The 25,373-nt window shown below is 43.2% G+C and carries 24 protein-coding genes; 13 read left to right on the forward strand and 11 right to left on the reverse strand.

Annotated features, from left to right (window positions below; translation table 11 throughout):
* Positions 1-2 precede the first annotated feature (2 nt).
* Positions 3-1,649, forward strand: a complete 1,647-nt coding sequence (locus J3L18_RS28850) for a sensor histidine kinase (RefSeq protein WP_091171688.1) — start codon at positions 3-5, stop codon at positions 1,647-1,649.
* Between the two features lie 3 nt (positions 1,650-1,652).
* A complete protein-coding gene (locus J3L18_RS28855; RefSeq protein WP_090530416.1) occupies positions 1,653-2,345 on the forward strand; it encodes a response regulator transcription factor in 693 nt (230 codons plus the stop codon).
* Between the two features lie 132 nt (positions 2,346-2,477).
* Here J3L18_RS28855 and J3L18_RS28860 read toward each other — a convergent pair whose 3' ends face one another.
* The 6 genes from J3L18_RS28860 to J3L18_RS28885 form a co-directional block, all read right to left on the reverse strand.
* Entirely contained in the window at positions 2,478-3,101 is a 624-nt protein-coding gene (locus tag J3L18_RS28860; RefSeq protein WP_129568108.1) for a class I SAM-dependent methyltransferase, read from the reverse strand.
* 3 nt (positions 3,102-3,104) lie between these two features.
* On the reverse strand, positions 3,105-3,995 hold the full coding sequence (locus tag J3L18_RS28865; protein WP_223266091.1) for a UbiA family prenyltransferase: 891 nt from the start codon (positions 3,993-3,995) through the stop codon (positions 3,105-3,107).
* A 33-nt stretch (positions 3,996-4,028) separates the two neighbouring features.
* The gene (locus J3L18_RS28870) at positions 4,029-5,321 is read right to left on the reverse strand and encodes a metallophosphoesterase (RefSeq protein WP_129568109.1); all 1,293 of its coding nucleotides are present in this window, start codon (positions 5,319-5,321) and stop codon (positions 4,029-4,031) included.
* Between the two features lie 15 nt (positions 5,322-5,336).
* Complete coding sequence (locus J3L18_RS28875) at positions 5,337-6,842, reverse strand: sigma 54-interacting transcriptional regulator (protein ID WP_129568110.1); 1,506 nt, start codon at positions 6,840-6,842, stop codon at positions 5,337-5,339.
* Between the two features lie 117 nt (positions 6,843-6,959).
* Positions 6,960-8,057 carry a vWA domain-containing protein gene (locus J3L18_RS28880; RefSeq protein ID WP_090531322.1) on the reverse strand — a complete coding sequence of 366 codons (1,098 nt, stop codon included), beginning with the start codon at positions 8,055-8,057 and terminating at the stop codon, positions 6,960-6,962.
* A gap of 174 nt (positions 8,058-8,231) precedes the next feature.
* Positions 8,232-9,110, reverse strand: a complete 879-nt coding sequence (locus J3L18_RS28885) for a carbohydrate kinase family protein (protein ID WP_129568111.1) — start codon at positions 9,108-9,110, stop codon at positions 8,232-8,234.
* A gap of 182 nt (positions 9,111-9,292) precedes the next feature.
* On the opposite strand from J3L18_RS28885, the gene J3L18_RS28890 reads away from it, so the two are divergent.
* Positions 9,293-9,712: a YybH family protein gene (locus J3L18_RS28890; RefSeq protein WP_129568112.1), complete on the forward strand. Its 420-nt coding sequence runs from the start codon at positions 9,293-9,295 to the stop codon at positions 9,710-9,712.
* Between the two features lie 124 nt (positions 9,713-9,836).
* Entirely contained in the window at positions 9,837-10,319 is a 483-nt protein-coding gene (locus J3L18_RS28895) for an adenylyltransferase/cytidyltransferase family protein (RefSeq protein WP_090530395.1), read from the forward strand.
* 39 nt (positions 10,320-10,358) lie between these two features.
* Here J3L18_RS28895 and J3L18_RS28900 read toward each other — a convergent pair whose 3' ends face one another.
* Positions 10,359-11,210 carry a helix-turn-helix domain-containing protein gene (locus J3L18_RS28900; protein WP_090530392.1) on the reverse strand — a complete coding sequence of 284 codons (852 nt, stop codon included), beginning with the start codon at positions 11,208-11,210 and terminating at the stop codon, positions 10,359-10,361.
* A gap of 124 nt (positions 11,211-11,334) precedes the next feature.
* Between J3L18_RS28900 and J3L18_RS28905 the strand changes: the two genes are divergently transcribed.
* Positions 11,335-12,312: a phytanoyl-CoA dioxygenase family protein gene (locus tag J3L18_RS28905; protein WP_223266092.1), complete on the forward strand. Its 978-nt coding sequence runs from the start codon at positions 11,335-11,337 to the stop codon at positions 12,310-12,312.
* Positions 12,313-12,460: 148 nt separating this feature from the next.
* On the opposite strand, the gene J3L18_RS28910 is transcribed toward J3L18_RS28905, so the two are convergent.
* The 4 genes from J3L18_RS28910 to J3L18_RS28925 all read right to left on the reverse strand — a co-directional run bounded on the left by J3L18_RS28910 (position 12,461) and on the right by J3L18_RS28925 (position 16,500).
* Entirely contained in the window at positions 12,461-13,342 is an 882-nt protein-coding gene (locus J3L18_RS28910) for a cupin-like domain-containing protein (RefSeq protein WP_091215547.1), read from the reverse strand.
* Positions 13,343-13,727: 385 nt separating this feature from the next.
* The gene (locus J3L18_RS28915) at positions 13,728-14,273 is read right to left on the reverse strand and encodes a fasciclin domain-containing protein (RefSeq protein WP_091171993.1); all 546 of its coding nucleotides are present in this window, start codon (positions 14,271-14,273) and stop codon (positions 13,728-13,730) included.
* A gap of 100 nt (positions 14,274-14,373) precedes the next feature.
* Entirely contained in the window at positions 14,374-15,495 is a 1,122-nt protein-coding gene (hemW, locus tag J3L18_RS28920; protein ID WP_129568113.1) for a radical SAM family heme chaperone HemW, read from the reverse strand.
* 375 nt (positions 15,496-15,870) lie between these two features.
* Positions 15,871-16,500 carry a hypothetical protein gene (locus tag J3L18_RS28925; RefSeq protein ID WP_129568114.1) on the reverse strand — a complete coding sequence of 210 codons (630 nt, stop codon included), beginning with the start codon at positions 16,498-16,500 and terminating at the stop codon, positions 15,871-15,873.
* 847 nt (positions 16,501-17,347) lie between these two features.
* Here J3L18_RS28925 and J3L18_RS28930 point away from each other — a divergent pair.
* The 8 genes from J3L18_RS28930 to J3L18_RS28965 all read left to right on the forward strand — a co-directional run bounded on the left by J3L18_RS28930 (position 17,348) and on the right by J3L18_RS28965 (position 25,365).
* The gene (locus J3L18_RS28930; protein ID WP_091171820.1) at positions 17,348-17,785 is read left to right on the forward strand and encodes a universal stress protein; all 438 of its coding nucleotides are present in this window, start codon (positions 17,348-17,350) and stop codon (positions 17,783-17,785) included.
* Positions 17,778-18,035, forward strand: a complete 258-nt coding sequence (locus J3L18_RS28935) for a DUF2061 domain-containing protein (RefSeq protein ID WP_091171822.1) — start codon at positions 17,778-17,780, stop codon at positions 18,033-18,035. The genes J3L18_RS28930 and J3L18_RS28935 overlap by 8 nt, the downstream gene beginning before the upstream one ends.
* 56 nt (positions 18,036-18,091) lie before the next feature.
* On the forward strand, positions 18,092-20,764 hold the full coding sequence (gene fdhF, locus J3L18_RS28940; protein ID WP_129568115.1) for a formate dehydrogenase subunit alpha: 2,673 nt from the start codon (positions 18,092-18,094) through the stop codon (positions 20,762-20,764).
* 562 nt (positions 20,765-21,326) lie between these two features.
* Positions 21,327-21,533: a hypothetical protein gene (locus J3L18_RS28945; RefSeq protein ID WP_129568116.1), complete on the forward strand. Its 207-nt coding sequence runs from the start codon at positions 21,327-21,329 to the stop codon at positions 21,531-21,533.
* A 21-nt stretch (positions 21,534-21,554) separates the two neighbouring features.
* Positions 21,555-22,178: a nitroreductase gene (locus J3L18_RS28950; protein WP_129568117.1), complete on the forward strand. Its 624-nt coding sequence runs from the start codon at positions 21,555-21,557 to the stop codon at positions 22,176-22,178.
* Between the two features lie 456 nt (positions 22,179-22,634).
* Positions 22,635-23,384 carry an SDR family NAD(P)-dependent oxidoreductase gene (locus J3L18_RS28955; RefSeq protein WP_129568118.1) on the forward strand — a complete coding sequence of 250 codons (750 nt, stop codon included), beginning with the start codon at positions 22,635-22,637 and terminating at the stop codon, positions 23,382-23,384.
* A gap of 20 nt (positions 23,385-23,404) precedes the next feature.
* Positions 23,405-24,409 (forward strand): lysylphosphatidylglycerol synthase transmembrane domain-containing protein, encoded by a 1,005-nt coding sequence (locus J3L18_RS28960; RefSeq protein WP_129568119.1) that lies wholly within the window; start codon positions 23,405-23,407, stop codon positions 24,407-24,409.
* Positions 24,410-24,504: 95 nt separating this feature from the next.
* Positions 24,505-25,365, forward strand: coding sequence for a universal stress protein (locus tag J3L18_RS28965; protein ID WP_129568120.1), 861 nt, complete (start codon positions 24,505-24,507; stop codon positions 25,363-25,365).
* Positions 25,366-25,373 lie beyond the last annotated feature (8 nt).

Below are 25,373 nucleotides of genomic sequence, written 5' to 3' on the forward strand. Positions count from 1 at the left end.
ACATGGCATTACAGAAAAACGCTTACCGGCAAAACTTTACGCTGATCACCATTTTCCTGGTGTTCATTTCCATAACTTTCGTGGTAGCCCTGTTTATATCTTATAACCTCACCGCAAAGTATGTTGAAAATGAGTTTTCCTCAAAAAAGGTTGAGGTACTGGAACAAACCATTAAACCGTATTATGAGTTTTTTCAGAATAAAATCCCTGAAATAACCTCCTATCAGGGTTTTCTTGATTCGGCATCGGCAGGTAAATATGCGGCCTCTGTTTTTCATGATTATAATTTTGTGCGCCGGGTTATCTTTTATGATGCCCTCATTGGCGGCAAAACTACGATGACCGTACGTAAAAATAATTTGAACATAGCTGCTAAGGCGGTTTATCAGTATTGGCACGTTAATGACAAGGTGTACGGGGCCGAGCAACGGAGAACAGTCAATGAAGATGATTTCAGAGAGATGGCTATTAAATTAAGTAATTATATTGCCTTTTCAGATACATCACGAGTATCAAGTCAGGATGAACTTTTTAAAGCATTTTGGGATGTGAAACCCGACAAGATCAGTTATACCAATGTTCTCAGGCGCGAGGATGTACGTATTTATCGTGACATGCAAATGCTCGGTAACAGCAAAGGGGCTTCATACAAGCAAAACATGATGACCTTTTACCTCGACCCGTATCTGATCAAGGTGAAAAATACGCATCCCGAGCTGTACGAAAATGTATCCATTCAACCCGTAGTATATGACCCTATTGACAGTGAGGGCGATAAACTGATAACCGAGGTGTCATTACCAGTGGCTTTTTCTGATTATAAGCTGTTCTTTAGTTCGGCACAGGGTTATTTAACAGCCGAAATTAACCGCCGCTTTATGCCTATCGGAGCTATTGTGTTATTAATGACCCTGTTTTTAATGCTGATAGGCTGGCTTATATACCGTAATCTGAATGTGAACATGAAACTGTTCAAGCTTCAGTATGATTTTATCAACAACTTTACCCACGAGTTTAAAACACCGGTAAGCGTAATCAAAATAGCCGGTTCAAATTTGCGTGGCGATGGCGAACTTACCGAAAGGCAGCGCCGTCATTATGGCAAAATATTGGATGAGGAAGCTGATAAGCTCAACGAGCTCATGAACAAGCTGCTTTCCTTTACGCAGATTGAAAATAAATCCATTACTTTAAAAGAGGAAGAGATTGATATAGAGAATTTTATTAGCCGGTATATTGATACCTTTAAAATAAAGTACGCTGATTTTAATATTAAATTTAAAATCAACAGGGTTGAAACTTTTTATACTGATCCTGTATTATTAGGGAGTGTTTTTCAAAACCTTATCGAAAATGCATACAAGTATTCGCACCCTCAGCAAAAGGAGTTGTTCATCAATATTTCACAGGAAAAGCGCAATATTGTTTTTTCGTTTGCAGACAAGGGGATAGGGATACCAAAAAATGAACTGAATAACGTTTTTAAGAAGTTTTACAGAATAGAAAACCAATACAATCAAAACGGGAGCGTTGGCCTGGGTTTGGCATTTTGTAAAGAACTGGTTAATTTTATGAACGGCGAAATAACCGTTTACAGTAAGGTTAACGAAGGTTCGGAATTTATAGTTACGCTTCCATACGAAAATTAAGATATGAACAAAGAAATTAAAATTGCGCTGGTTGAAGATGACGAGAACCTGCGTTTCCTGGTTTCAGAGCGTTTGCAATCAGAGGGGTACAAGGTACTGGAAGCCGGTAATGGCAATGAAGCCGAAACCATGATATTGGCTGAGCAGCCTGATATTGTACTGTTAGACTGGATGCTGCCCGGCAAACCGGGCTCGGAGGTTTGCGGTAATATCCGCGAAAAAGGGTTCGATAAACTCATCATCATGATGACCGCTAAAGCCCAGGATGTTGACAAGATAGAAGCCTATAACTTTGGGGTATCTGACTATATCACCAAACCATATAACATGGACGTATTGGTGGCGCTGATTGAGAACAAAATCAAGTTTTCTCTTAACAGCGAAAAACCCGAATCGTACCGTTTTGCCAACATGGAACACCTGCCTAACACGCACCTCCTCATCCGCGATGGCCGTAAGATAGAGCTAACTATCCTCGAAAACAGGATCCTGCTTTATTTCCTCAAAAACAAAAACAAGGTTATCAACCGCGAAGAATTAATGATGGAAGTTTGGGGCTACAACGCCGATGTAAATACCCGCACCCTTGATATGCACATCGTTCGCCTGCGTAAAAAGATTGAAACCAATGCCGATTCGCCGCAATACTTACAAACTGTAAGGGGGATAGGGTATAAGTTTGTTTATAATCAGTAGTTTCAATTAAAATATGTCATTGCGAGCGAAGCGTGGCAATCTCGTAGCTATACAGGTCGAACATGCATTGGCCACGGGATTGCCGCGTCGCCCCCGGCACTTTAGCCCATGCCGCTCCTCGCAATGACATGTTTAAGATAATTTTCTATACACCCTCGCCACAATAAAATCTCCAAAAAAGGTTTTATTATCAATTACGCTATACCCGGCAGTGCTAAAACGCTTTTCAATAGCCGGGAGCTTGCTGGCTTCTATCCCGCAAAGCAACCTGAAAAAAATGAACATGCTTCTGAGCATTACATTCTGCCACCATTGGCCGGTTAGTTGAAAGTCGGCGTTAAGCCACAATCCTTCTGGTTTGAGCAGGTTATGTAAATGGTTAAAAACGTTGTCTACCGTTTTATCCACAAAGTTATCGAACAAGAAGGGCGTGATAACCACATCAAAGCCGGCAGTAAGTTCAACGTTTTCAATAGCATCGTTAACAAAGGCAACTGTGTTTTGGCCGGTTTGCCTTTTTTGCGAGAGCTCAGTCATATTAGCCGAAATTTCCACATAGGTAATATCTAAACCCGAAGGATGTATTTTGGTGAGTTCTTCCAATATCCAGCCTGTTCCGCCACCTGCGATGAGGATTTTACTTTTTGGTGGAATAAAGCCTAATAAATAAACCTGCGCGTTTATCAAAGCTTTGCCGTAAACTATTCTTGAAAGCCGATCATAAAACCATGCCGAGTTGTTATAATTGGCAGCCATGTTTTAATGGAGAAAATATTTAACAGCATTGAATGCTACTACAATTACATACTGTAAAATCAGTACGCCATCCATATAAAAAAAGTAATAGTACTCATTCTTTTCCCAGGCCGATCTGAAGATGAGCCATCCGGTAAGGAACATGGTAAGTGTGAGTGCAAAGAAATCAAGGCTAAAGCCATTTTGCCTGAACAGGAACATAAGTACAATGTAGCCGGTGAGCAATACCTGGCAAAAAAGATAAGCATTTTTTTCACCCCAAACTACCGGGATGGTCTTAAGGCCCACTTTACGGTCGTCGAAAAGGTCCCTGATATCGAAAGGTATTGTAAGCGCACCTATAAATAAAAAGCGTTTGGCTATGAGTATAGTAGTATCGCGCATGCTGATATCGGTTAGGTGATTATGCATTGATTCCAATACCGGGAACAGTACACAGCTCATTGTCCATACCAGGGTTATCAAAAACGGTTTTAAACCGGGGATATTTCTTAAACCAAATTTATGATCGCCTACACTAAACAAGGGTAAACCGTAGCCAAATGATAAAACACTGAGAAATATGAGCAGGATCTTTGATTCGGTAGTGATGATAAAGAAAAGCGGGACCAACGATAGTAGCGACACGATGGTAAATGTTACCATAAGCCGATAATGTGCAAAAAACCAGCGTACCCTTTTATAAGGCGACCGTTGTGGTTTAGTTGGACGGGTGATGAGGATACAAAAATTGTAAATACCCAGTGTTGAAGTGAATAACAAGCCCAAAACAGGGAACACTGGTTTTGATCCTATTAAGTGAAAGGTTAACAAGGCCTGTGCTACAGCACAAAGCGACATGAAAATATTACTGAAGAGCAGAAAATCTAATACAGACTGTAGTAATTTCTTCATCGGTAAAAGGATAGCAGCTTCTGCCTGGATCTTTTAGGAAATTGGTAATGAGGGATCGCGGCCTGCTTTTAATGTAAATATCGTAATCTCCGGCAATATTCCAACCCTGCCGGTTAAACCAACAAAACCAAAACCTACATTTACATATAATTGTTGTATGTTTTCCTGGTAATGACCAGCCCATTCATTATAAACATATTTTATAGGGCTATATTGAAAATGCGGGGTACGTACGCCAAATTGCATGCCATGGGTATGCCCGGCAAACATGGTATCAATTTGTGGGTACTTAGGTAATACCTCGGCCCGCCAATGCGATGGATCATGCGAGAGCAGGAGCTTTACCGGCAGGTCATCGGTGTTTTTTACGGCCAGGTCCATGCGCCCGTATTTGGGGAAGCGGCTGTATTCGCTCCAGTTTTCAATACCTAAGATCCCTATTTCTTCTCCGTTGATTTTTAAACGGCGATTTTCGTTCCTGAGCAGGTTCCAGCCCATGTTTTTATGGGTGGTTATCAGGTCATCATGATTTTTCTTTTTATCCGCCGGGGAGTTCCAGTCGCCATAGTCGCCATAATCATGGTTACCCAGGGTTGAAAAAACACCAAGGGGGGCTTTTACTTTAGCGAAAATGTCCTGGTAGCTGGTCATTTCCGATGCTTCATCGTTAACCAGATCGCCGGTAAAAAATATCAGGTCGGGTTTTTCATTCAACAGCATTTCAACACCACCGAGCACCGCTTTTTTATTATAAAAGCTGCCTGAATGAATATCCGAGATCTGCCCGATCCTTAAGCCATCAAAGGCCTTTGGCAGATTAGGCATATACATAGTTTGATACAGTACATGATAATCATACGAACCTTTAGGCATGGCCTTTTTTATAGCGGCCAGGGGAACGGTTGCGGCAAGCAGGCCTGCTTTTAAAAGAAACTCGGAACGGGGAATGGCATCATCAATATTAGTAGCAGAGGCAGGAGCAGTAGGGAGAGGAATTGAGGTGTCATTTTTTTTCCTTTTCAGCGCAATTTTTTGCCTGATATCATCGGCAAAAATGAATGGTATAAAAGTAAATTTACAGATGAGCAGGATAAATGTTACCAGTAAACAGGCTGCGCGTACACCCGTACCTGCTATGGTAATATAACCTGCAGTTAAAAGCGCGGCCACACACAAGGCCGAAAAGCCCCAATAAAAAATGGCGAATGCTTTTGATTGAAGCAATCGCCATTTTTTGAACGCGCCTCGGATACCGTATAAAACATACCGGTCGGCCAGCAGCTCAATTATGATCCAGAACAATATGCTTAGCGCCTTAAAAATCATAGAGCGCCATATATTTTAGTACCGGTCGTCGTCAATATCAAGGTCATCGTCATCGGGCTGCAAGTTAAATAAACTGTTAAACATATCCGAAAACGCGAAGCCATTATCCAGGAAACCTTTGTTCAATTGTGAAAATTCCGACAGGCCGTGAAGTACAAATTCCATCAGCAGCAATTGCTGGCTTTCGCCCAAACGCGGGTGGATCTTTTTTACAAGGTCTTTCAACCCCACAACTTCTTCCAGCGATTTTTTGTATTCCTGCATGGGCATATCATCAACCAAAGCTACATTGTTGCCATCGCCAAACCAGTTAATGATAGCTGCATATGGGTTAGGGGCTTTGGCTTTCTTAGCCTTTTCCGGGTCAGGGAAAAACGATAGCAGTAAGCTTTTGATGGCTTTACCTATCAGGATATTGGCCACTTTGCCTGGTCCCTCCAGTTCACCCTCATAAACCAGCTCAATTTTACCGGTGATGGCAGGTATCACACCTAAAAAGTCGGTAATACGTACAAAGGTAGTTTTTTCGTGGTTGATGATCATCCTGCGCTCTGCATTACTGATCAGGTTTTCATAGGCCGAAATGGTTAAACGCGCAGATACACCCGATTTTTTGTCGATATACTCGGAGTTACGGGCTTCAAAAGCAATTTGTTCCACCAGGTTTTTAACCAAACCATCAGCCTCAATAGCGATACGCTGATCATCGGTAAGGGACGCTTCCTGTTGCGTGATCTTGCGTGAAATCTCAACCGAACGCGGGTAATGTGTTAAAATCTGGCTCTCAATGCGGTCTTTAAGCGGTGTTACTATCGAACCACGGTTGGTATAATCTTCAGGGTTGGCGGTAAACACAAACTGGATATCCAGTGGTAAGCGTAATTTAAAACCACGGATCTGGATATCTTTTTCCTGTAGTATGTTGAACAGCGATACCTGGATCCGGGCCTGCAAGTCGGGCAGCTCATTGATCACAAAAATGCCGCGGTGCGCACGTGGGATCAAGCCGAAGTGGATCACACGCTCATCCGAATAGGTTAATTTTAAAGTAGCGGCTTTGATTGGGTCAACGTCACCAATTAAATCGGCTACGGTAACGTCAGGGGTGGCCAATTTTTCGGTATAACGCTCAGAGCGGTGGATCCAGCCAATAGGGGTGTCATCGCCTTTTTCGGTTATGATGCTATGACCATACCACGATATGGGGTTGTAAGGGTCATCAAACAATTCTGATCCCTCAATATATGGGATATATTCATCAAGCAGGTTAACCAGCAAACGGGCAATACGGGTTTTTGCCTGGCCGCGTAAGCCTAACAGTAAAATATTGTGACGTGACAAGATAGCAGTTTGCAGATCGGGGATAACAGTATCTTCAAATCCGATGATGCCCTCAAAGCCGCCTTCGCGTTTTTTAAGCTGTTCAATAAGGTTAGCACGTAATTCGTCTTTAACCGAACGGCTTTTATAGCCTGTTTGCTTTAACTGGCCGAGGGTTTTTATATCTAATAATTTACTCATTCTGTTTTTGTAGTCCGGAAGTCGGAAAGTCCGCAAGTCCGAATGTTTATTTTTAATTTAAAGGACAGTTGTTATTCGTATTTCAGACTTCCAGACGTCGGACTTCCGACTAAAGACTTACCTCACAGTCCTTCTTCTGTTTCTGATATAATCCTCAAAAATGTACTCACCAAGACCGTTCAGGGAACTGTAAAAGGCTTTGCCTCCGTTTGTTTCTGTGAATTTACGAACAAACTGCTGCAAATAAGGGTCTTTAGCTATCATAAATGTAGTAATAGGTATTTTTAACCGCTTACATTGGGCAGCCATGTTAAGGGTTTTGTTAACCACTTTCCTGTCCAAACCAATGCTGTTTTTATAATACCTGGTGCCTTCCTTTAAGCAGGTTGGCTTACCATCCGTAATCATGAAAATCTGCTTATTGTGCGTTTTACGGCGTCGGAGCAGATCGGTAGCCAGCTCCAAACCTGCATAGGTATTGGTATGGTAGGGGCCAACCTGCAAGTAAGGTAAATCCTGCAAGGTTATTGGCCATGCATCGTTCCCAAAAACAACAATATCCAGCGTGTCCTTAGGATATTTGGTGCGGATCAGTTCGGCAAGGGCCATAGCTACTTTTTTGGCCGGAGTGATCCTGTCTTCGCCATAAAGGATCATGGAGTGCGAAATATCGATCATGAGCACAGTTGAAGTAAGGGTTTTGTAGTCCATTTCCTCTACCTCAAGATCGCGTTCGGTCATCATGAAATCGCCTATACCGTGATTAACCTGGGCGTTGTGGATAGACTGGGTCATGTCTATCTGATCAAGGCTGTCGCCAAACTCAAACTCGCGGCGTTCAGCATTTTTTTCATCGCCCTGGCCTGATTGCGGCGAGCGGTGGTTGCCTTTGCCTGATTTTTTTAGCTTGCCGAAGATCTCCTCCAGAGCAGATTGCCTGATGCTTTGCTCAGTTTTTGCCGTAATCCGGAACTCGCCATTCTCATTATTTTCGTCGAGATAACCCTTTTGCTTTAGTTCATCGATGAAATCGCCCATGCCATAATCATCGTTAGTAAGGTTATATTGTTTATCGAGTTCGTTAAGCCAGGCTAAAGCTTCGCCTGCATCGCCCGATGTATAGTTGAGCAACTCGAGGAATAATTTTAACAATTCGTCAAATCCGCCTTTAGGGATTTGGTTGGGCTTAAATTTGGAAAATCCAAAACCACGCATATTTTGTCCTTTCTGTACATAAAGGAACGGAATATTTTTAGGAAAAGTTTCGCTGCGGAAGTGATAAAATAAATTGTTAGTTAAGTATGACAATTAGATTTTTGATTCCGGATATCCTATTAGCAGCAATAGCCTGTTAAACCAAATCCGAAATCCCAATTCCCAAATCCGAAATTAAATATACGCCAAACTATTCCGGAGCTCAGGCGGGTATACCGGGTTAGCGCCTCGCTGGCTGGCTACATATGAGCCAACGGAGCACGCTTTATCTACCACCTGCTGCATGGGTTTTCCCGAAAGGAGGCCGGATACAAATGTTGCCAGAAAGGCATCGCCGGCGCCTACCGTGTCGGCAACTTTTACCGGACACCCGGGACTGTCATAAAATTCATGGTCGTGCCATACCAGTGCGCCATGCTCGCCGCGGGTTACGCAAATGGTTTGGCTATGATATTTGGAACGGAACTCGCCAATTTGATCGTGCAGGGAAGCACTACTTCCACCGATGAGCAGGTTGGCTTCTTCCTCGTTCATTTTTACTACGTCGGCCCGGGCTACCAATGTTTCAATAGTTGACAGGGTGTAATGCGGCGGGCGAAGATTTACATCAAATATTTTTAGCGCCGGGGTTTCATCAAGCAGGTTTAATAAGGTTTCGCGGGTAGTAGCGGTACGGCAAGCCAAACTGCCAAACACAATGGCCCTGGCTGCCTGGGCTGCTTTAGTGAGTGCAGCCGATGGTTGTATGTTATCCCATGAAACGGGTTGTGGAATAATATAGGTAGCGGTATTGTTTTCATCAAGCTGTACGGTAACCTCACAGGTTGGAAATTCATCGTCCTGCTGAATTAGGTCCGAATACAGGTCATTGCTTTTTAAAAAGCCTATCAGTGCATCGCCCGAGTTATCCATACCCACAGAGCTCGCAAACGCTGTTTTTACACCCTGCTGTACCAGATGCCGGGCTACGTTCATGGGTGCGCCACCAGCTTTTTTTCCGTCGCCAAAAGCATCCCATAAAACTTCGCCGAAGCTTAATACCTGATTTCTCATAGTTAATTTGTTTTTTTACTGACGATGAAAACCAAATATACTGTATTAAGTTGGATTTTATTTTTTGTTTGAACCATGATTTTAGTCATTTTTAGGATTAATGGATTTACTTTGCCGATATAACAACAGGTAATCTGTTAATCGGGCAAATCGTGAATCAGAAAATTGTATACCTTTATTATATGAAAATAATATTGCTGGGTTTTGTGTTTATGTTTGCTGCCACAGGGTGCTTTGCGCAGAACAGGCAAGCTATTCTGAAAGTAATGCACACACAGGAGGAGGCCTGGAACCGGGGCGATATTGAAGCGTTTATGCAAACTTACTGGAAATCAGATTCGTTGGTTTTTGTAGGAAAAACGGCGCCCGCTTACGGCTGGCAAACAACACTTGATCATTACAAACAAACTTATCCGGATAAGGCTGCCATGGGGCAGCTTAGCTTTAACATCATACAGCTAAAGGTATTGGATGCAACCAATGCTTTTGTTTTGGGAGGATGGAAACTAACCCGTGAAAAAGATACACCAGGTGGCTATTTTACGCTATGGTTTAGGAAAATTAATGGTGAGTGGAAGATAGTTTGTGACCACACCTCGTAAAAGAGATCAGGGTTGGAGATAAAAGGTTAAGTTGATAAATACGGGGATTTGGAAGCGTGGGAATTAGCGATTCCTCTCTTGAGAGTGGAATTTAAAAGATACCGGATCGCAAAAATACTACTGCATGAAAAGAGGTTTAGTAATTGGGAAGTTTTTGCCGCTCCATATTGGGCATATGGCTTTGATTGGTTACGCGCTTGACCATTGTGATGAGCTTGTAGTGGTTATTGGTGCCAGTGATGATGAGCCCATTGATGGAAATATCAGGCTTGATTGGCTCGAAAAAACTTACGCAGGTAATGACAAGGTTAAACCTGTATTATTAAGCTATGATGAAGCTATGCTGCCGGGTGCGGGCGACTCGATAGAAAATATGTCGAGACTTTGGGCCAGCTATCTTAAAAAGAAGCTGCCGCCTATTGATGTGATATTTGCTTCAGAGGCCTATGGCGCTTATATGGGGCGGTTCCTGGATTGTGAAAGCGTTATTTATGAAGAACCCTGTAAAATTGTACCGGTGCCAGCGGCAAACATCAGGGAAGAGCCTGACTTATACCTGCATCTTTTACCCGATGTGGTTAAGGATTACTATAAAAAATCAGGCTGAATAATTCTGGCGGCAATATTTTACAGGCGTTATTCCCGATCAATCCTTAGCAAACCAGTTCCGCTTAAAATCGGAGGGATTCTTTCCAACTATCTTATTAAAGAGTTTATTAAAATATGATAAGCTTTCAAATCCCACAGCGTAACAGGTTTCAGTAACGTTTTTATCCTGCATGAGCAGGTTTTTGGCTACATCAACACGGTATTGGTTCACGAAATCGGTGAAGGTCATTTTAGTTTGTTTTTTAAAATAGCGGCAAAAAGCCGCTGTAGTAAAGTTCACTTTAGCCGCCACTACATTTACATCGGGTTTAAGATTGTAATTACTGCCGATATATTCATAAATAGCCCCCATCCTGATCTTATCTTTTAAAAAAAACTGCAGGTTCGGCTCGTCGTTGTTTAAAATCGTAAATTCTTTTGAACCAGCCAGTATGTTAAAGATCTCCATTAACCCCATTAACTGCTGAAAAGAATCCATCCCCGGTAAAAGTTTCAGTTTTCGCACTGCTGTAGTCCTGGTATCTCCATAAAAAGCAATACCGTTGGCGGCTTTTTTGAAAAGCTGCCCGATGGTCGAAAATTCGGGAGTGATGCCTATTGCCGTTCCCATGAAATCTTCTTTTAGCTGCACCACTATCTGATGGTATTCGCTCCGCAGCCGGTAATCAAAGTTGAGGTGGGGGAGGTTACTGCCAATAAGCACCAGGTCATGCTGGGTGTAGCCGGAAATGTGTGAACCTACGTGCCTTATCCCTGCATCTGCCTCAACATAAACCAATTCGTATTCGGGGTGATAATGCCACAGAAAAGTGTTGCGAAGCCGGGGTGAAAAGAGTTTGAACGATTTGCCAGGTTCAAAATTAATCTTCTCTAACTGGATCTTATCCATGCTATATTGAGCATTAAGTTTTAGTAAAGGTAAACAAATGATCAATATAAAGCAAATTTTGGTCATTGTACAGGATAATCCATCTTCCATGCCAACCTAAATTTGAGTTATAAATCAAAAAAAAATGATGAAGACCGAAAACGCAACCATGACCATGGCAACCACGCCGGCGAATGCACATAAAGAGATCCCTGGTAATCCGTCAACCGCTAAATCAAGCCAGATCCGCCTGAATGAACGTAAAAACAATGCACCGCTGAAAGTGCTTAGCGAGGCCGATTGGCAATTTTGGATAGAGAATGGTTATGTGATCATCAAAAATGCAGTACCTAAAGAGCAGGTGAAAAAGCTGGCTGATTATCTGTGGCAATATGAAGATAAGGATGCCAATGATATCACTACCTGGTATAAAAAGCCCAATGCCCAAATGCAAATGAGCGAGTTGAACAATACGGGCATGGTTGAAATTTATAATCAGCAGTTTATGTGGGATAACCGGCAATATCCTAAAGTACATGCGGCTTTTACAGATATCTGGGGTACCGAAAAGCTATGGGTAACTATTGACCGGGCCAATCTGAATTTTCCGCTAAGGCCTGGCTTTGAATATAAAGGTTTTATTCATTGGGATTATGACCCGGAAACCAAACCTCAAAATGTGCAGGGCGTACTGGCCCTTGCCGATCAGACTGATGAAAACATGGGTGGTTTTCAATGTATCCCGGAACTATATCGTACATACGATACCTGGAAATTAACCCAACCCGAAGATAGGGATCATTATAAACCTGATACCACCGGTTTTGAGACTGTGAAAGTGAAACTGGAAGCAGGTGATCTGCTGATATTTAACAGTTTGCAGCCGCATGGCATAAGACCTAATACCAGTGCAGATAAAGTGCGTATAGCGCAGTATATATCCATGATGCCCGCCCAGGAAGACAATGAAGAGCTAAGACAATGGCGCATTAACAGTTGGCAAAGCCGCGAAGCCATGCAGGGCTACGCTTTTCCGGGCGATCCGCTGGAACGGGAAAAGCAAAATCCGGTAGCTGAGCTTAGCGATCTGGGTAAAAAACTTTTGGGCTTGGAGCGTTGGTAGATTGTATCTCATATACACGTTTTCGGGAGCATTTGATAAACAAGCTGGTTGTGAAGACACGGTCGTGGGTATAAAACAAAATAGCGATGGACAAATCCATCGCTACTCAATATCATGCCTTAAGACTAAAAACGTAAGACTTTCGACTTTAAAAAGGTTTCCCTGCGGCAAGCTCTCTATTAGCCCATTTAACGGCCAGTCCTTCGCGGTATTTAGCATATTTGCCTTTGAACATCATTTTTAGAGCGCTATCAACACCACCTTTAACGGCCAGGTTGTATAGGCTTGCCGCTTTACGGCTTATGCTGGCATCCCATGCGCGAAGGCTGAGTGAGTATGAACCATCCACATATTTCATCCAGTGCCAGTAGCCGGTTGGCATAAACAGGGTATCGCCATGTTCAAGGAAAACTTCAATACCTTCTACACCGTCAAGTGCCGGGAATTTTTTGACATCAGGATTTAGTACATCATAGTCCTCCAGTGCATACGTGGCATTGGGGATACAGTACAGGCGGCGCTTCCACTTGTTTTCAAATAGGATCACATGCTTACGCCCTCCAAAATGGGTATGGAAAATATGCGGAAGATCAATATCGTAGTGTAAAAAAGTAACCGAGTTTGAACCTCCGAAAAACATGGCGGGCATGCTTTCCAAAAAGCCCCCCATCAGGTCCTTAGGTAATACAATATCATCCAAAAGTTGTGGCGCTTGCTTAAATATGTTAAAGAAAAAAATCCTTAACTCGGTTGGTTTACTGCGGATAAGGTCGATATATTCATCAAAGGGCATTTCAGTTGCCGACGAATTGATGGGTTTTGACGGATCGGCCTTTGAATTATCGTACAATGGCACTACTTTATTGCCAACAACCTGCTTTAAATATTCGGGTGTCCATTTTTCGCGGGCAGGCCAGCTTTTGGTAAGCCCTTTGATAACCAGCGGGCGACGAGGGTCTAAATAATTCTTCTTGAAGTCTTCGGGAGAAATATTTTCAACCGTATCGATCGGGTTAAGAATGAAGCACATAATAGTTTATTACTTTAGGGGGATTACGCTTATTTTAAAATAAAGTTACAATATTGTTTCTTACTCGTTTAAAAGCATTCAAAATAACGAAATAAACCCCAAAGTAGTATAAATATATCTTAATATTATGGCCTGCCTGATACAAGGGCGTTGTTAGCGCGTTTGATAGCCAGGCTCTCCTTCCAATCCATTGGTACCGATTTTGAAATTGTGCTGACAGTTGGATTTTAGTGGCAGTACGGAGCCGCGGTGGTAGTAGGAAGTTGCAGATGCAGTTTGATGGAGTATAATCAAAAAGAATATTTTGGCTATCGGCATCTGATCATTGTACCGCTTGTATAACTGCCACTGCCAACTGCTTCTGCCATTACAAACTGCAACCGGCTTAATTGGGTTTCAAAACCGAATTAACTACCTGGATAACGCCGTTGCTTTGTGCAACATCGGCTATGGTAATGAATGATTTGCCCCCTTTTTCGTCAACAAGGTAAAGTTTTGCACCCTGCGACATCACAGTAAGCGTGCCGCCGCTCAGTGTGTTAAGCTCCAGTTTACCTTTGCCCTCTTTTACTTTGGTTAACAGCTCGGCCGAGGTTAATTTGCCGGGCACCACATGATAAGTAAGCAGTTTAATAAGATTGGCCTTGCTTGCGGGTTTCATCAGGTTGTCAACCGTGCCTGCAGGAAGCTGGGCAAAAGCTTCATTAGTAGGTGCAAAAACAGTATACGGCCCGGCCGCTGATAGGGTAGGCGCCAAACCAGCAGATTTAATGGCGTTTACCAGCGTGGTATGGTCTTTTGAGCCGGATGCGTTTTGTACGATATTTTTAGCGGGCGACATGACGGTACCGCCTACAGTTTTTTGGGCGAAAGCTTTTGGGGCTATGGTAATAGCTATAAACGATAGGGCGATAATGAGTACTTTTTTCATAATTGCAGGCATATAAAACATTGCGATTTGATAAATATAAACAGTTTTTAAAACCATTTTGCTTTGTAACAAAGTACTGACTGTAAAAAAACTCAAAGGTTTAGAAAAATAATCCGGCTGCAATATGATCGGCATACAGTTTACCTGTTGCGCTAAGATAAATAACATTATCTTTTTGTATGATCCATTCCCTATCGAAATATTCGGCGGCAGCTTTGAGTAATTCGGCTGATGCGCCTTTGGCTATCTGGTTGAGCTTAACCAGTTCAAGGCCCCAGATTGTGCGTAATGAGGTCATGATATATTCGTTCAGGCGGTTCTCTTCGGTTAGCTCCTCGGTTTCGGCCTGTAGTTTTCCGGTTTCAAGCGCCTGCATGTATTTCGTGTTGTTAGCGATGTTCCACTGCCGTGTATCGCCGTTATAAGAATGCGCCGAGGGGCCAATTCCTAAATATTTTACCCCTTTCCAGTAATTTGAATTATGACGGGAGTATTGGCCGGGCTTGCAAAAGTTGGAGATTTCGTAATGTTCAAACCCATGTGCCTGCATGGCATCCATCAGCACTATAAATTGCTCTGCGCTTTGTTGCTCATTCATGGGGAGCTGTTTTTTTTTGCTAATAAAGGCTGCCAGTGCAGTTTGCGGTTCAACCGTCATCGAATAGGTAGACACATGCGGAACATTAAGCTCAAATACCTTATCTAGGTTTTGCTTCCATTTGGTATCACTGAGCATGGGATAACCGTAAATGAGGTCGACCGTAATATTTTCAAATCCGGCGTCCTGGGCGCGTTTTACTGATGATTCTGCTTCCTGGCCGCGGTGTACACGGTTCATCCAAACCAGGTCCTCGTCAAAAAACGACTGGATCCCTATGCTGAAGCGGTTAACCGGTGTTTGTTTAAGGGCTTTGAGTTTGTCGGGTTTCAGATCATCGGGGTTGGCCTCCAGGGTTATTTCGGCCACGGAAGATACGGTGTGGAGTTCGGTTAGCGTGTTAATGATCCTGCTGATTTCGTCGCCATCCAAAACAGAAGGGGTGCCGCCACCAAAGTAAATGGTTTCGATGGTTTCACCGTTGAGGTAACCTTTTTGCAGCTTGATCTCACTGATCAAAGCATGCAGCATTTCATCTTTGTACTTCAACGATGTACTAAAATGGAAATCGCAATAATGGCAAGCCTGCTTGCAAAAAGGGATATGTATGTAAATACCTGCCATTTGGCAAATGTAAGCGCAATTACGGGTTTCTGAATATTTATATTGACAAGGAATATTTTGTTCCGGGCACCCGGGTCACTGAGTCAGACAAAGATAATCTTAAGATCATGCACTTTGCAGTTTAAGAGAGAACGAATTAAATTTTTCAGGCCACGGTTATAAGCAGCCTGTCAAAGTAAATTATAACCTGTTAGACTACTTTGATCAATATTGGGTCAAGAATTTAATTATAAATTGAAGTGCTTTATTATTCACCTTAAGCGATATTTTCCCAAAAGAGATGGCTTTAGTTCAGGACATAGATGAAGATTTGTTAGACAAACTATATGATAAGGACAAGTGGGTATTTCTTGACCTCAGGCTTTATCCGGTTTCCTATTGAATTACTTGTTGTTTTACCATGTCTTTAAGGATCAGTTGCCCGTATTCATGGCCAAGGGCCTCTGAATCAGATGGATTAAAAGACTGTGTTTGTACAGAGTAGATCAATTGTTGGGTGTCCATTTCATAGAGGTTACTTTCCCAAAAGTACCGGGTATTTGTCACATAGTATCCGGGCTCATAAATGCGGCGGTATATTGCTGTATGGTACCCCCAGAAATGATTGTAATAATAGCTATAGGGTGAATAGTAATAAATATGGCCCGGGACATAGCTTTTTTCTTTCTCCTTATCGAGCATTACGATAGTGATAACAGCGTCAATTCCGTCATTTTTAATTTTGCTCATTGCCGTTTGCTCGTCCATTTTGTCGAAGGCTTTGGGGCCATATTCCTGCATTGATGCTACAGCATTATAACCCCGGGCCTTTAAATCGCCCGCCATATGGTTTTCCATGTTCTCTTGAAGAGTCCGGTCTGCGGCCCGGACAAGTCCTAATACCAGTATCTTATTATATTTATGGGGGACAGCATTTTTGGCTTTCCAGGAGCTTGTAATTTTGGATGTGGCGCATCCGGCCACGATCAGTAACAGGGCTATGCCCGTCAATTTTATTCTTTTCATAACTTACAGCTTTAAATAAACGACTGTAAATTATAAGTATTTAGTGTGATGCAAAATGATTGCGGTTATACTATGAAATGATAAAAATTACATTACAAACCTCGATGTGAATTTGGTATGGCAGTCATTTTTTGCTGAGCAAGCGCAAAAATATGAAGCGGTTAATCACCGGTGCTTTTTACGATTCAAGTTGAGTTTTTAAATTTTTGGCCCGCAGAGGTCTTCCCCTCGCGCACGCAAGGTATGCGTACATTTAAAGATAGTAAAAGTAAGGCCGGGCACTTGATTTGGTGGGGGGCATTTTAAAAATACTCTTACACCCGAACTTAGCATGAAATTGATTTCCCGGTTATGACGATTTTTTTGCCAGGACTATGCGTACGGCCGATAGCGTATTGGCAATCGCAGCAAAACCGGGTGCCGATGTGGTGCTGGTAAATGCTTGTTTCATAGCCCTAAACCATTTCCCGGGCAACAACGATAGCGATTTTACGGTGAGTAACAAATGTTGAAAACGAAATGCTTTTATGGCCACGAGCTTTAAATGAAAAAAAAGGGTAGCCTGAAATTCTTTGTTTTACGAAATTGAGGAAACAAGTAAGGAATTATGATTGCTTTAGGAAGGCGTCTGTTATACAGCGCCTCATTATGCTCTAAAAATGAAATTTGGTGGTTAATCAAAATCCATCGCGTATTATTCAATATTTAAAAGAATGATTATTATCATTCTTTTGTAATTAACTTCAGAATATCTTTATAAAAGGGCTAACACAACTTAATTGATATAATTTATAGCTCTTTCATTTCGGGCCTATTGTAAGCACCAATTTAAATAAGGCATAACCATATGAGCGATTTTAAAAAAATATTAATAGCAACAGATGATGGCCCGACATCTGAAATTGTTGCACTAAAAGGATTTCAATTAGGAAAGAAACTCAATGCGGAAATCGCATTAGTAAGCGTTGTTGACACAACAGTTTTAGTAAGCGAAACCGGGGCAACAAGTCAGGAATTGGCAGAAATTATTAAAAGTAACCATGTTGATAATCAACAAATATTAATTGAAAAAGTATTTGGTGATTTTAAAATTTGGTCATTTGTGGAACAAGGAAATCCTTATGAGGCTATTCTGAGAGTTGCAAAAGAATGGGAAGCTGATTTAGTAGTACTTGGAACACATGGCAGAACCGGGTTATCCAGTTTATTGGTAGGTAGTGTATCGGAAAAAGTGATCAGGCATTCAACAATACCCATATTTATTGTACCGACAAAACATGATTGAAAAACTATTTCCCGGTACTCATCACGCAGAAGAAACTGTCCGCAGGTCTATTGTAAAAGCTATCAGTTATAGGGCCGCCATTTTAATTCTTGATTTCGCAGCCATCTATCTGTTTACCGGACAAATAAAAGTTGCGGTTGGTTTTATGATAGTCAGTAACGTTTACACCACTATCGGTTATTTTTTTTATGAAAGAATTTGGGATAAAATTAGATGGGGTAAAATTATTTATAAAACAACAGATCAATAATGGGGGTACAGTGCCTGTAGTTTTACCACCTATTTACCCGTATACAATGCTTTGATATGTATAGTGTCATCATTAATAATAAAGAGCATCACGGCGAAGCAGGTCAGACTATTCTGAACCTGCTTCATCGCATTGGCGTTGATGTGCCGGCTCTTTGCTATGATGAGCGCCTGCATCCTTTTTCTGTTTGTCGTTCATGCCTGGTGAAGGTAAAAGGCCAGGACCAATTGCAACCGGCCTGCCGCACCCTCCTTACTGATAAAATGGTAGTGGAAACACATACTTCTGAAATTGAGGATTATAGGAAAGGCATATTGCAAATGTTGGCGAGGGATTATCCTTTTTCTGAGGTAACAAGATTCCCGCAAAAGGAATTTCATCAATGGCTAAAACATTACGGCATAACAGAAGAAACTAAAAATACAACCACCCCGGTTATTGATAGTTCACATCCCTATATGCAAGTGGATATGGGACGTTGCATTAACTGTTCAAGATGCGTAAAGATATGTGATGAGCTACAGGGACAGTTTGTATGGCATATCATAAACCGTGGCGATAAGACTAAAATTATTTCCGATTCTAAGAGTTTGTTCGCCGAAAGCTCATGCGTAAGTTGCGGCGCATGTGCTGATGCATGCCCTACTGGGGCCATTGAAGACAAGCAGGCGATCAAATTGGGTACGCCCGACGAGATAACAAGATCAGTTTGTGCTTATTGCGGGGTGGGATGCGAAATAGAAATTGGAGTAAAAGAGCAGAAAATTGTAGGGGTACATCCTGCCAAAAATGCCCTGGTTAATAAGGGACATCTTTGTGTTAAAGGTCGTTATGCATGGGAATACATGTATGCCGGCGACCGGATCACACAACCTATGATACGATGCGCCGGTAAATGGAAGAAGGCATCATGGGATGAAGCCATTAAGTATTGCGCGGAAAGATTAACATCGATCTCCAAAAAGCACGGAGCTGACAGCATAAGCATCATCGGCTCGGCAAGAGCCACTAATGAAGACAATTACTGTATACAAAAATTTGCGCGGGCTGTTATCGGGACAAATAATGTGGATAATTGCGCCAGGGTTTGTCACCAGCCTACAGCCAAAGCCATGAGCATGGTTTTGGGCACAGGCGTGTCCACAAATTCTTTTGATGACATTGAAAGGGCAAAAACAATACTGGTTGCAGGAGCTGATACCACCGAGAGCCATCCGGTAGTAGGTGCAAGAATTAAGCAAGCTGCAATTAAAGGCGCTAATCTCATCGTGATAGATCCACGGAGAACAGAACTGGCAGAATATGCCACCTTTCACCTTCAGTTAAAGCCGGGAACCAATATCCCTTTATTTCATGCAATGGCCCACGTTATAGTATCCGAAAAGTTGCATAACGAAGAATTTATTATAAACAGAACCGAAGGATGGGATGAGTTTAAAAAATTTATAGCAGAATGGACACCGGAAAGAGCAGCGAAAATCTGCGGTGTTCATCCACGCCTGATAAGAGAATCGGCCCGCCTGTTTACACAAAAATCCCCGTCCATGTGTTTTCACGGTCTTGGGTTAACGGAACATACGCAAGGGACGGAGAATGTTATGGCGCTCATAACAATTGCACTGCTTACCGGGAATATTGGTAAAGAAGGTGCTGGCATAAACCCTTTACGCGGGCAAAATAATGTGCAGGGATCGGCTGTTATGGGCTGCGACCCTGCGGTATATACCGGGATGGCCTCCGTAAAAACAGAACGAAAAAGATTTGAGGAGCTATGGAAGACAGATCTTCCAGCCACCCGGGGATTAACTCTCCCTGAAATGCTTGATGCCGCTGTAACGGGAGATTTAAAGGCAATGTGGATCATAGGGTATGATGTTTTTTTTACTATGCCCAACTCAAAGCATACCAAAGAAGCTTTTGATATGCTTGATTTTATTATTGTTCAGGATATGTTTATGAACGAAACGGCGAAAAAGTTTGCCGATGTTTTTTTACCCTGCGCTTCTTCTTTTGAAAAAGAGGGAACCTTCATGAATGCGGAAAGAAGGATTCAAAAAGTAAGAGCTGCAGTATCCCGGCCACAAGAAGTGAAAGCAGATTGGGAGGTTGTTTGCATTATGGCGGCTGCGATGAAAAAAAAGGAACTATTTAACTTCTCATCTGCACAGGACATATGGAATGAAATAAGAGATACCTGGAGTGCAGCCTATGGTATAACTTATGAGCGGTTGGATAATAATGGTATCCAATGGCCCTGTCCAACTACAGATCACCCCGGAACAACCATTCTTCATACCGAAACTTTTCCACGAGAAGGCGGCAGGGCAAAATTATCAATAATTGAATTTTGCCCTACTCCTGAACAGGTAACACCCGCATATCCGTTTATCCTGATAACCGGCAGGACGCTTTATCATTTTAACGCAGGTAACATGACCTACAGAACAGCCAACAAAGATATTTGCCGTGCAGATTTGCTTCACTTAAACCCAAAAGATGCAAATATCATCGGCTTGCAAGATGGAGATACTGCAAGAGTGGTCAGCAAATATGGCGAGGCCTCCCTGACTGTATGTATTGATAAATCGTTAAATAAAGGTGAGGCATTCAGTACATTTAATGATGCCCGGGTTTTTATCAATAAAATAACCAGTCCGCTGCGGGACAAATATGTGCAAACACCCGAATACAAAATCACAGCGGTTAGAATCGAAAAATGGTCGGCGTGAAGCACGTATGCAGGAGAAAGGGGCGAATATATACTACCTTTTCTAATAAAATGATCTTTCTGCCTCATTCATGTTGCGTTCAAAAGATTCTACCGGCCCGATCGTAACGCTGTATGCGGACAGTTATTGATCCCCTTGCCCAAGGCGGGCGTAAAAACTTTTTTGAATGCTGTATCTTTTGCAAACGTGCTTTTTATGTACACGTTAACCTTCTCCTTGTTAACGGCCTCCAGTCTTCCCACCGCTTTGCGGTTTAATATGGTCATTTAAAGGTCTCCCGTACTTTTTCTATCAAGGGCAAAAGGATCACATATAGCAAGATAATGCCGTAACCACAACCCAGTTGAATGCAGGTTTGATTTAACATTTTTTTGGGGTGCCGGCTGATCTGGTTTTTATAATTTAAAGATGGTCTGCATTCCGTCCGCAGAAAATGCGGTGGCATCTTTAAAATGTGATCTTAAACGAGTTCCGGGATCGATGACAAGCATCATTTGAGATTCTGATATTGATCATTTATAAACTGTGTGCTATTCAGGTACTTTGTTAATAAAATTCACCGATGAAAAATAAAAGAAACGATAGCAGGCCTGTACCGCCGGAAGCTCCCTCGGTGCCGCCACAACCGGAAGTAAAACCTTCTGCTGAGCCCGTAGTACCCGTCTCCCCGGCCGAAGCTCCTGCTACAAAGCCCCAAGAACTGCCTCAGGAACCATCGCCCTATGATTTTCCCCCTCCTGGAGAAGGCCTTTTTCCGGAACTATTTTGAAAAAGTTTGAACCCAGCGATCATGAAGATAGCAGCAGACAACGAAACCTTGAAAACGATCTTTAAAAGAAGAGCGGTGCGGCAATATCTGCAGGATATGCCCGATGATGATATCCTGGAAAAGGTAATAGATGCCGGACGAATGGCCCCTTCTGCCATGAACGGGCAACCCTGGAAGTTCTATATCGTGACCCACAGGGATACCATCACATCATTTTCTAAGGCGATTGGCAAGGTTGCGTTAAAAGCAGTTGCACATGCTGCGGTTAAACATCCAGTGAAAACGCTCAAAACACTGTTGCATTTTTCACCAGGGCCTGTTGGCCTGGAATCCGACGATCCGATCTTTCATGGCGCGCCGGTCGTTGTATTTATCACCTCGCCCAAAGGGAATGAATGGGCGGGCCTGGATATCGGTATGTGTGCGCAAAACATGATGCTGGCCGCCAAATCGCTGGGCCTGGATAGCTGCCCTGTAGGGTTTGGTAAATACATTGAACAAACACCGGTTTATCATAAGCTTGGGATACCATCCGCAGAAGAAGTTGAGTTGGCGATCATTTTCGGTTACGGCAATGAAAAACCCGATCCGCACCCGCGGGCGAAAAATAATGCCATCTTTATTGACCGGATGGAATGCTGCTGAGGCCCCGGTTATCAGGCGGGTAACGTATACCTTTCCAATATTGCATTAAATATATCGCTTCGTGACGCAATAGCGTTGAGCCCTGCATTCTCTATAATTTCCGAGCATAGTGTAATACAGTTACTTAATTGCATGATGGAGGCCATTTTTTGACCGGGAATTTTCAGCGGCCTTTGAACGCCATCAGTTACCGCTTTGCGGATACTTTTTCAGTATATGCCGAACCAGGCTATTTCGCGTTAAAAGGTCATTATAAAAGGGAAGCGATATCGGAACGTATCCTTATTTTACGTTGTCCATACGTTACAGCGTGGATCTCTGACGTTATGCCGCTCTTCAAAATTGTGATCAGGGTCATAAGGATTCATGACTAAAGACATGGGCGTTTTCGCTGCTTCCTGTATCTTTATCTTATACAAAAGAAGGTTTAATCAACAATAATTTAGATTGATAGTTATGAACAATTTAGCAAACAAGGTGGCTATTGTTACTGGCGCCGGTTCAGGAATTGGCAAGGCAATAGCCGTTTTGTACGCCTCGGAGGGCGCTAAAGTTGTGGTTTCCGATATCGATGAAAAAGGAGGAAAGGAAACACTTGCAACGATCAAAGCAAAAGGCGGAGATGCCATTTTTGTTAAAGCGGATACCTCTGTTCCGGATGAGCATAAAAAGCTGGTTGAACAAACTGTCCAGCAATTCGGTGGCCTTCATATCGCGGTTAACAACGCCGGGATTGGCGGTCCGTTAAATACTGTTAGTGAGTATCCGCTCGATGGCTGGGACAAAGTTATTTCAATTAACTTATCCGGCGTCTTTTATGGGATGCACTACCAGATCCCGGCCATGGCCCATTCTGGGGGAGGAAGCATTGTGAATATGGCTTCTATTTTGGGTAAGGTAGGTACCAAAAGTTCGCCGGCTTATGTGGCCGCTAAACATGGCGTGATTGGCTTAACAGAGGCCGCAGCATTGGAATACGCTGATCAGGGAATACGCATCAATGCTGTTGGTCCGGGCTATATTCAAACCCCGTTGCTGGATATCCTGGACGATACAACCATCAACCTGCTTAAGGGATTGCACCCGATGGGCCGGCTGGGCAAGCCTGAGGAAGTGGCCGAACTGGCGCTTTGGCTTAATTCTGACAAAGCGTCCTTCGTTACCGGGTCTTACTATAATGTCGACGGAGGTTATTTAGCGCAATGATCTGATCAGATAAAACGATCATGGCTGGCCCGAAAAAACAACAACTGTTCAGCCCTGCGCGTATTTTGTTTTACACGCTGTCCGTCGTGGTATTTTATCTTGTCATTCATTATATCGGTAAGCTGAGGGACATTCGCACGCTATTGCTGCAGATGAGCATGGTCTGGCTTTTGCTGGCCCTGGCGGCTCAACTAACAACATATCTGTTCAATGTACTGATTCTCCGCACACTTCTGAACGGTCAAACCGGGGACGCTGATATTCTGACCCTATTTAAGCTGTCAGTAGTGATCATGTTTGTTAACCAGGCGTTACCGACAGGGGGAATAAGCGGCAATAGCTACATATTCGGCCAGCTGGTCAAAAGAAAGGTTCCGGCATTGGCCGCATTTAAGGCCCTGGTCCTGGAGTCTATTTGCTATTATATGGCTATTTTGGTGCTGTTAGCTGCTTTTTATGGCTGGTACGCCTTTCATACCGTAAGGGTAAACCGTGTTATCAGTTATACGGTGGGCACCGGGATTGTATTTTTTACAGCGTTGAGCATACTGATGCTTATCGTCGCCGACAGGCGAGCACTCTCTTTTATTTTCCGGAAACTGAAACGGTACAAATGGCTTAGGCGGCATATTGCAAAAGCCAGTCTTTTGTCTTCAAGAAAAGGCGAACAAACCAACTGGCGGGCCTTATTCAAAAACAACGGCTCTGTCACCACTGCGGTCATGCTACAAATGGCTATCCTCATATTTGATGCCCTAACCGCCTTTGCAATCCTGCAGGGCTTTCATGTAACACTTGAGGGCTCCAAAATTATGCTCGGGTTACTTTTGACCCTGGTTATCGGTTCATTACCCATTTCGCCGGGTGCGCTAATCGCTTACGAAAGCGCGATGACCTTGTTTTTTACGCTGCTGGGAGTACCGGTACACGCAGCGCTGGTCTTAACCCTGCTTTTTCGCTTTTTCACGTTCTGGCTGCCTATCCCGGTGGGGCTGTTCCTTTACCGGGACCTCCGACGCGGCTAAGCCTGGCCCAGGATCATATTCCAATGTGCGCTCCGTCATTTACCGGAGGCTGAACAATTGGTATTTTGCAGTAGTCATTAGTTGATATACTATTTATGAAAAGCATACTTGTATTGACAGACCTTTCAAAAAACGCTGCGTACGCGGCCGAATCTGCGACCTGGCTCGCCGATCAACTGCATGCCGGGCTGGTGTTATGGCATTGTGAACCGAAGATTCCGGTCATGCCGGGCTACGCCGGGGGAGCCATGATCGCCCGCGCAATACTTGGACCCGATGAGGGCAAAGAAGCCGTTCACGATGCTTTATCGAAACTGGAAGACCATATTTCCGGCACGGGCGGCAAATATAAACCACAGCTCAGTGCCCGTTATTGTGAAGGTAGCCTTCAGGAAGAACTGCGGAAGGAAATTGCCGGACAAGCATTTGAGATGATCGTGATAGGTGCCTCCACCGATTGTGCGGCCGATCATGTTTTTTTTGGTAGTGATACCTGGAAGGTTATAGAAACGGCAAATTGCCCGGTACTCGTCGTGCCACCGAAAGCTGGCCTGGACCAGCTATCTAAAATCGTTTTTGCCACCGATTTTGAACCTGAGGACTTGAAGGCGATCCTTTACCTGGAGGAATTAAGCAAAACCCTGGATTTCCAAAGTGAGATCGTTCACGTTACCCTGAACGGTGAGAACGATGAAGGAAAGATCGAAAAGGAAAATGCGTTCAGCCGTCAGTTGGTGGAGCTAAAACGTCCTGTTTCCATTAAAGGGATCAGGGGAAAGGAAGTGGTCGGTCGTTTGAATCGGCTCTGCGTGCAAACCCGCGCGGATCTGCTGGCCATGACCCATCATCAGTACACTTTTTTTAAACGGCTGTTCAGTGACAGCGTAGCGAAAAAAGAACTCGCACATCAGAAGATACCGTTGTTGGTGTTCCCGGTTTATCAAAAAAAATCATGATCGTCATT

Source organism: Mucilaginibacter gossypii (assembly GCF_017569325.2).
Lineage (GTDB): Bacteria > Bacteroidota > Bacteroidia > Sphingobacteriales > Sphingobacteriaceae > Mucilaginibacter > Mucilaginibacter gossypii.